The following is a 2323-nucleotide window of genomic DNA, read 5'->3' as shown; positions in this document are numbered from 1 at the left end:
GTCACTATCGTTCTCAAAATCGGTGGAGCTGCATGACAAGGTCATCGGGCATTATCTGAACATAAAACACTATCAGTAAGTTGGAGTCATTACCTATCGCCTCGGCAAACAATATTAAAAAGCGAAAACTTTATATTCGTAGCCTGACTACAAAAACATGCATTTCTGACTGCATGATTAAAGTCTTCCTCGGTCGTGATGGTTTACCTGTAAAGGCGGAGTCATGGTAATGACTAAGAAAATAAAATGTGCTTATCACCTTTACAATAAAGAAATTGAAGAAAGCAAAATCATTACAAGACCACTTCATTTCATGCGTGGAGTTATACCAACGACGGAAATGAAAAAATATTGTAGTGAAATCTGTGCCGAAAAAGACCAGATGGCACACGAACTTTAATTAACTGACTATCCGAAACTGAATTTATGCCAGCAATGGCAGGGATTCGCTCAACCTTAATTAAGGAGAAAAACATGATTACCAGTTATGAAGCCACTGTTGTAACTACTGATGACATTGTTCACGAGGTTAATCTGGAAGGAAAGCGTATTGGCTACGTGATTAAGACAGAAAATAAAGAAACCCCATTCACTGTGGTTGATATCGACGGTCCATCAGGCAACGTTAAAACACTTAACGATGGTGTAAAAAAAATGTGTCTGGTGCACATAGGAAAGAATCTGCCCGCAGAAAAAAAAGCCGAATTTCTGGCAACTCTGATTGCAATGAAATTAAAAGGTGAAATCTGAAAAAAAGAAAGCCTGCACACTGTGCAGGCCTGAGTGAAGAACCTGGGACATTTATTCATCACTCGCAGTAATTTTAATCTGAGTTGAGGTTAAAAAACAATGAACACCGATAAACAAGTTTACCCACTGTATTACGAAGCAAAAAATGACAAAGTAAGAAAACGTCTCGGTATTAAAGGCGGTTTTTACTGGGCTGAAGCGAAAAAATTATCCATTGCCATCTCCCGTGGTGCTGTTGCGATTGACGATGCAGGCTACGATGAAGATGACTTTAAAAAACCTGTTCGCGTCAATTTGCCCGTTGTTGATGACCTCCCGCCAGAAGGCGTATTTGATACGGAATTCTGCAACCGTTACGAAAAAGGCGGGGAAGATGGCATCACAATGGTATTTATCGCATCTTCTCCCTCTGTTCAGGACAAACCGGCCAGCACTGACAATACCAACGTCAACGGCGAAGACATGACAGAAATTGAGGAGAACATGCTCCTGCCAGTTTCCGGTCAGGAACTGCCCATTCGCTGGCTTGCGCAACACGGCAGCGAAAAACCGGTAACGCACGTTTCACGCGACGAACTCCAGGCATTACACATTGCTCGGGATGAAGAACTACCAGCTGTTACTGCCCTAGCTGTTTCCCACAAAACCAGCCTGCTCGATCCGCTGGAAATTCGCGATCTCCACAAACTGGTGCGTGATACTGACAGAGTTTTCCCTAATCCAGGCAATTCAAGCCTGGGGCTGATGACTGCTTTTTTCGAAGCATACATGGACGCAGACTACACCGATCGCGGTCTGCTGACAAAAGAGTGGATGAAAGGAAATCGTGTTTCACGCATCACGCGCACGGCTTCCGGCGCTAATGCTGGCGGCGGGAACCTCACCGATCGCGGCGAAGGTTTCGTTCACGATCTGACGTCACTGGCGCGCGACGTAGCCACTGGCGTACTGGCTCGTTCAATGGACGTGGACATTTATAACCTTCATCCGGCACACGCTAAACGTGTCGAGGAAATTATCGCTGAAAATAAACCGCCCTTTTCTGTTTTCCGCGACAAATTCATCACCATGCCTGGCGGGATGGATTATTCCCGCGCCATCGTGGTTGCGTCAGTGAAAGAAGCACCGATTGGTATCGAGGTCATCCCCGCTCACGTCACTGAATATCTGAACAAGGTACTGACTGAAACCGATCATGCCAACCCTGATCCGGAAATCGTGGATATTGCCTGCGGTCGCTCCTCTGCCCCGATGCCGCAACGTGTAACAGAAGAAGGAAAACAGGATGATGAAGAAAAAACGCAGCCATCTGGCGCAATGGCAGATGAACAGGCAACGGCTGAAACAATGGAACCGGATGCAACTGAACATCATCAGAACACGCAGCCGCTGGATGCTCAGTCACAGGTAAATTCTGTTGATGAGAAATATCAGGAACTACGGGCAGAACTCCATGAAGCCCGGAAAAACATTCCGCCCAAAAATCCTGTCGATGCAGACAAATTACTGGCTGCCTTGAGGTAGCCTGAGTTTAACGGACACTCCTTCCTGAAACAGAATGGCATCAGAAGGA

General features: G+C 45.9%; 3 protein-coding genes and 2 pseudogenes. All 5 read left to right on the top strand.

Annotated features, from left to right (window positions below):
* On the top strand, positions 1 to 79 hold a 79-nt coding region (locus ACUU1I_RS20240), incomplete at its 5' end, for an IS1 family transposase (protein ID WP_001401901.1).
* Positions 80 to 95: 16 nt separating this feature from the next.
* Positions 96 to 230, top strand: a pseudogene (kil, locus tag ACUU1I_RS20235) (cell division protein FtsZ); the annotation flags it as partial.
* Positions 230 to 400, top strand: coding sequence for a YdaE family protein (locus tag ACUU1I_RS20230; RefSeq protein WP_094110492.1), 171 nt, complete (start codon positions 230 to 232; stop codon positions 398 to 400). The pseudogene kil and the gene ACUU1I_RS20230, both read left to right, overlap by 1 nt.
* A 74-nt stretch (positions 401 to 474) precedes the next feature.
* Entirely contained in the window at positions 475 to 750 is a 276-nt protein-coding gene (locus tag ACUU1I_RS20225) for a hypothetical protein (RefSeq protein ID WP_005049830.1), read from the top strand.
* 99 nt (positions 751 to 849) lie between these two features.
* Positions 850 to 2271: pseudogene (locus ACUU1I_RS20220) on the top strand (RecE family exodeoxyribonuclease); the annotation flags it as partial.
* Positions 2272 to 2323: the final 52 nt, after the last annotated feature.

This window comes from Shigella sp. SIG3 (genome assembly GCF_053555855.1).
Note: the sequence above shows the minus strand (reverse complement) of the source record. Positions and strands in the feature narration are given on the sequence as shown.